Origin of the sequence: Streptomyces longispororuber (genome assembly GCF_024448165.1) — a bacterium.
In the GTDB taxonomy this organism is placed as follows: Bacteria; Actinomycetota; Actinomycetes; order Streptomycetales; family Streptomycetaceae; genus Streptomyces; species Streptomyces longispororuber_A.
The window spans coordinates 1-5,665 of record NZ_JAMOLN010000357.1; the positions used below are offsets into that span (position 1 = coordinate 1).

A 5,665-nucleotide genomic window follows, 5' to 3' on the forward strand; every position below is an offset into this window, starting at 1 on the left:
TCTGCGTGTACCAGGCCGGAGGGGCGTAGTCGATGGTGAACTCGCCCGTCATCTCGACACTGGACTCCGCGTCGGACTGATCATCGACGGGTGAATCCCAGCCCCCGCGGATACCGTCCCGATCGCTGTTCACAATGCCTCCTGGTGTGGTCGAGCACCCTCATGCCGTGCTGGGGGCGACCGTTCCTGTCGTCGATCCGCCGGGCTGTCCCCCTACCCCCTGACTCATCTGCCTGCCACCCGCACGCGGGCACACGCAAACACGTCCTGCCCCAGCCTAATCACGAAAACCGCGTGCACGGCAGGCCCGTCCACCCCGTCGCGGCTGTCCACTGCGTCACGCCGGGCCCGACGGCACGAACAACTGCCGGGGACGTACACCAAAACGTGACGAAGGCGCAGCGGGGCGACGCCCGACAATGCCCGAATTACCCGTACATCGGCGGTGGTTCGCGGAGCGTTCGCCGGGGGTGCGCCCGCGTGCCCCGAGGGGACGGGCGGGCGCCGGCCGGGTCAGTCCATCCGGCGTGCCGTTCCCAACAATCCGGTCTCGGCGTCCGTCGCCTGCGTCATCACGTACTGCCGGTCGCGGTCGGTGCACCACAGCGTCACACCGTCGGCCAGCGTCGGCAGCGACTCGTACTCACCGCGCGGCAGCCCGATGACCCGGCCGATCTCGCTCGCCTCGTCCGGCGACACCCGCTGCACGCCCACCAGCCGGGCCTGCCGCATCAGCCGCGGCGCGACCGGGCTCAGGTACGGCAGCAGCGTCAGCACCGACTGCCAGGGCGCCGAGGCGACCCGGCCGCGCGGCGGCCGCATGCCGCAGTCCCGGATGACGAGCACCGGACCGCCCGCCGACGCACCCTGCGGCGGCACCCGGCCCACGTCGTGCACGGTCATTCCCGACTGCCCGCCGCCGACCGCCTGCACCAGCTGCGACCACTGCTGCGCGCGGCCGGTCTCCACGGCCACCCGCGCCCCGGTCGCGGCCGCCCGCAGCGCGAGCACCTGCGCCGTCCACAGACCGCCGATGAGCACGATGTCGTACGCCGTCGGGCGGTTGATGCCCATCACGGCGGGCTGGCCCTCGGCGTCCACGCCGACGACCACGCCGTCGTCCCCGATGGGCAGCGACAGCGCGTCGAGCTGCTCGACGGGGAGGGCGTGCCGCTGGTGGCGCGGCCCGAGCAGGCCGAAGCCGGTCTTCAGTCGCTCGCCGATCTCGGCGACCTGGGTCGTCATGGCCATCAGCGGGCTCCTCCGAGCGGCAAGGTGGCGAGAACGCCGGGCAGTTGCTCACGGTCGAGACGGACGAGGCCGGTGCGCACCTGGCGCGCGGCCCGCTCCAGATCGCGCCGGGCCGTCGTCAGCTCGCTGTCGCTGCGGCCGGTGATCCGCATGTGCCCGGTCATCGTCACGTCCTGCTGGTCGCCCTGGGCGAGCGTCAGGCTGAACGTCGTCGCGAGGGCGGGCACCGTCGTCAGCTGCGCGACCAGCTGCGGCAACTGGATGGTCTGCGCGCCCAGTTGGGGCCAGCGGCGCACCCAGTACGTGGTGTGGCGACGGTTGTCGCAGCGCCAGCTGCGCCCCGACTCCTCGGTCCGCCGCTGCGGGGCCTCGCTCCGGCCGGCCTGCGCCGTCACCATCGGGTTCGCGCACGCGGACGTGGCCACGGCCGCGACGAGCTCCTCCTCGGTCAGGACGCTCGCCCGGAACCCGGCGCCGGACAGCCGGCTCGACAGATGCTCCGCGGCCCGCGCCAGGCACTTCTGCGCGCCGACGACACCGCCGCCGCGCGCGGCCACGGCCTCCGGGCACAGCTCGGGGTCGAGCTTCAGCGCGATCCAGGTGATGCGGACGGCGGGGGAGCCGGTCTGGGCCTGCAACGGCGCGTAGTTGCTCACCGCCACCGACTGCTGGGGCAGGTGCAGCGCGGGCGCGGGCTGGGTGTGCAGCACGATCTGCGCCGATTCGAGGCGGATCCCGTCCACCTCCAGGGCGTCCCGGACCAGCGCGACGGGCAGCGGGCGGCGGCTGCGCTCGGCCCGCAGGGCGGTGGCGTCGGACTCGACCTGGAGGACGGCGGTCAGGAAGCCTCCGTCGCCGACCATGCCGACCGGGCGCTGGTCCCGGTCGTCACCGCGGTTGTGGCTGTACGTGCGCAGGCTCGGGTCGCACTCCACGGCGGGCGCGAGACCCGGCTCGGTGCCCGGCGGCACCGGGGTGCTCTCCGCCCGCCGCCTGCGGGCGCGCAGCGCGAGCACGGTGCCCAGCCACTCCGGCAGGGAGCGGCCCCGGCGGCGTACGAGAGCGAGCAGCAGGAGGAGGGCGGCGACCGAGCCCGTGGCGATGAGCGCGACGGTGCTGATCACCCAGCCGACCACGGCCAGCGCGGCGGCCAGCTCGATCATCACGAGCCGCTGCACGCCGAACGATCCGCCACGGCCGGAACGCGACTTCAAATGCGGGGAAACCGCACCCCGGAAAGGCGCCGCCGCATTCCCCGTAAGGGAATTCTGTGCAGTCGTGTGTGGCATGTGTGAAGGAGAGGGGGACCCCTGCTGGGAACGGTCACCCGATCGTGACCTCGATTGCGACCGTGATCGAGTCCGCGCTGCGGAAGCCATCACTCCAAACCCCCCGAACTCTCCCGAAATCCCATGCGCAAAGGCTCCTTGTAAAGGCCCCGCGGGCCTCTAGGAAGGCCTCAGCACCCTACCCGTGCCACACACGCAACGTCGCAACAGGCATAGTAGGGGCCGGGTCTGACAGCCACGGCATCCGAGGCGACCACAACCGGAAGCCGCGAGCCGACAGTCAGCCGATCCAGGACGGGGGACATCGCCCCCACGGCTCCGCACGGGGAGAGAGCGGACACAGATGGCATCACGGCGGGACGAACTCAACGCCTACACCTTCGCGAAGCGCCGCACTCTGGCGTCCTTCCTGCAGCCCTCTCCTTCGGGCTCCGAGGAAGGCGCGCCGAGGCCGCTGCGCGCGGTCCTGCCCGGCACGATCGTGGGGGTCGTGGTCCTCGCGGTCTTCGGCGGCATCGGGATGTTCAGTCCCACCGCGCCGAAGGAATGGGACACGACGCAGAAGAACGTCATCGTCGCGAGCGACTCGACGACGCGGTACGTGGTCCTGAAGACCGACGGCCAGAAGCAGCTGCACCCCGTTCTGAACACCGCGTCGGCCAAGCTGCTGCTCAAGGACTACACGGACGACGTCGTGACCGTCGACGAGAAGGTCCTCGACAGCGGCAAGCCCCCGCACGGCGCCACGCTCGGCATTCCGTACGCCCCCGACCGGCTGCCGTCCAGCTCCGAGGCCGAGGCCGCGAAGCGGTGGATGGTGTGCGAGCGCCCCAGCGACGGCGGACGCGCCATCCAGAAGGCCGCCTTCGTCCTCGCCGAGAAGGAGTGGGGCAAGTCGGAGGGCCGGAACAAGCTCTCCGGCGGCGAGCTGATGTACGTGACCGACTCCGTCACGAAGAAGCAGTACGTCGTCGACGCCCGCGGCACCTCCTACGCGATCACCGACCCGGCCCAGGAGGGTCTGCTCACCGCGCTCGACACCCAGGGGCGCGCCCCGCAGCGCGTCTCCAGCGAGTGGCTGCGGACGCTGCACGAGGGCACGCCGGTCTCCGTGCCGACGGTCCCCGGCAACGCGGGCCAGACCGCGAACGCCGTCACGGGCAGCGGCAACGCCCGGTACGACAAGGTCGGCACGGTCCTGAAGTCGCTGGACGGCACGCGGATGCAGTACTACGTGGTGCTGCCGGGCAAGGTGGCCCGCATCTCCGAGTTCACCTCCCAACTCCTGCTCAACAGCAAGCAGTTGGTGAACGTCAACTCGACGGGCTCCGCGGCGCAGGTGAACCCGGCCGCCGTCGCGGGCAGCGCGCCGTTCGAGGGCGAGGGCGCCAAGTGGCCCACGCGGGGCGCGAAGACGGTCAACAACGGCGCCAGCGCCACCAGCGGCCGCAACACCGTCTGCAACACGCTGCGGTCGGTGAAGAGCGGCACCACCACCCTGTCCACGTGGGCGGGCACGGACTTCCCCTCCGACCTGCCCACCGGCTCCTCCAGCGCGTACGTGACGCCCGGCTCCGGCCAGATCTTCCGCCAGTTCCAGGGCACCGAGACCAAGGCGGGCGGCGTCTTCCTGGTCACCGACACCGGCCTGCGCTACGCCCTCCAGTCGAACGCCGACAGTGCCACCGACGACCAGGGCATCGGCACGACGGCCAAGCAGCGCGAGGCGGAGCAGCAGGAGGCGGAGATCGCGCGCAAGCTCCTCGGCTACGACAACTCGGACCCGGCCCCGATCCCGTCGACCTGGGCGTCGTTCCTGCCCACCGGCCCGCGACTCTCCCAGGCCGCCGCGCGACAGCCGCAGGGCTCGTAGCGGACCGGCCGGGCACGAGCACGCGGGACCAGCGGGGAACAGCGGGGAACAGGGGAAAGGGCCAACTCATGGCGATCACCAGCAACTTGACGCACGCCGGCCGGCGTCTGGCCGCCGTGTCCGCGGTCACGGCGCTGACGGCGTCCGCGGCCGTGTTCGCCCTGCCGGCGACTCCGGCCGCGGCGGACAGCGGCCAGTGCACGTTCGGCGGCAAGAAGTACGCGGGCAGGCCGTGGGCGCTGCAGCGCGTCAACCTGGACGAGCTGTGGCAGAGCGCGACCGGCAAGGGGGTGCGCGTCGCCGTCATCGACACGGGCGTGGACGTCAAGAACCCGCAGCTGACGAAGGCCGTGGACGTCGGGGCCGGCGCCAACTACCTGCCCAAGAAGGACGACGACGGCAAGCCGATCGAGGGCCGCGGCAACGAGCGGGGGACGACGGACGTCGTCGGCCACGGCACGCGCGTCGCCGGCATCATCGCGGCCCGCAAGGCGAGCGGCACGGGCTTCGTGGGCCTGGCCCCCGACGCGACGATCATCCCCATCAAGCAGAACGACGCGGAGGGCCACGGCGACTCCGACGCCCTCGCCCTGGCGATCGACCACGCGATCGCCGAGAAGGCCGACGTCATCAACATCTCGCAGGACACGGAGAAGGCGCTGGCCCCCGGCTCCAAGCTGGAGACCGCGGTCAACGCCGCACTGGGCAAGGGCATCGTGGTCGTCGCCTCGGCCGGCAACGACGGCCTCGGCGGCAACGTCAAGGACACCTACCCCGCCTCGTACGACGGTGTGCTCGCGGTCGCCGCCTCCGACCGCAACAACGAACGCGCCGCGTTCTCCCAGTCGAGCAATTCCGTCGGCGTGGCCGCACCGGGCGTCGACATGATCTCCACGGTCCCCAAGGGCGGCCACTGCTCCGACAACGGGACGAGCTTCTCGGCCCCCTACGTCGCGGCCGTCGCGGCCCTTCTCAAGGAGCACCACAAGGACTGGTCGGCCCAGGAGGTCGTCGCCCAGATCGAGCAGACCGCGGAACGCTCCATCACCGGCCACGACCGGCTCGTCGGCTGGGGCGTGGTCGACCCGGTCCGCGCGGTCACCGAGATCGCCGACCCGAAGAACCCGATCGAGACCCCGCGCCCCGACGAGGGCGTCGCCCACGCCGACCCCCCGGAGGTCCTCCCGGTCCACTTCGGCGAGACCCCCGACGAACGCAACGGCCGCCTCGCCACGTACGTCCTGGTCGGCGG

General features: G+C 72.0%; 5 protein-coding genes. 2 read left to right on the forward strand and 3 right to left on the reverse strand.

The window, feature by feature from the left end:
- The 3 genes from M4J07_RS48625 to eccE form a co-directional block, all read right to left on the reverse strand.
- Positions 1-133, reverse strand: a 133-nt coding sequence (locus M4J07_RS48625; protein WP_374215202.1) for an SCO5717 family growth-regulating ATPase, incomplete at its 3' end; no start/stop codon positions are given.
- A 380-nt stretch (positions 134-513) separates the two neighbouring features.
- Positions 514-1,251 (reverse strand): hypothetical protein, encoded by a 738-nt coding sequence (locus M4J07_RS46425; RefSeq protein WP_255983179.1) that lies wholly within the window; start codon positions 1,249-1,251, stop codon positions 514-516.
- Positions 1,251-2,429 carry a type VII secretion protein EccE gene (eccE, locus tag M4J07_RS46430; protein ID WP_374215201.1) on the reverse strand — a complete coding sequence of 393 codons (1,179 nt, stop codon included), beginning with the start codon at positions 2,427-2,429 and terminating at the stop codon, positions 1,251-1,253. Before eccE ends, M4J07_RS46425 begins: the two co-directional genes overlap by 1 nt.
- 454 nt (positions 2,430-2,883) lie before the next feature.
- On the opposite strand from eccE, the gene eccB reads away from it, so the two are divergent.
- Together eccB and mycP are read left to right on the forward strand one after the other, a co-directional pair.
- Positions 2,884-4,413, forward strand: a complete 1,530-nt coding sequence (eccB, locus tag M4J07_RS46435) for a type VII secretion protein EccB (RefSeq protein WP_255983183.1) — start codon at positions 2,884-2,886, stop codon at positions 4,411-4,413.
- Positions 4,414-4,481: 68 nt separating this feature from the next.
- On the forward strand, positions 4,482-5,665 hold a 1,184-nt coding region (mycP, locus tag M4J07_RS46440), incomplete at its 3' end, for a type VII secretion-associated serine protease mycosin (RefSeq protein ID WP_255983185.1).

Excerpts from the sequence above, each read along its gene's own strand:
- M4J07_RS46425 (WP_255983179.1), bottom strand. The coding sequence starts at position 1,251 with ATGGCCATGACGACCCAGGTCGCCGAGATCGGCGAGCGACTGAAGACC.
- eccB (WP_255983183.1), top strand. The coding sequence starts at position 2,884 with ATGGCATCACGGCGGGACGAACTCAACGCCTACACCTTCGCGAAGCGC.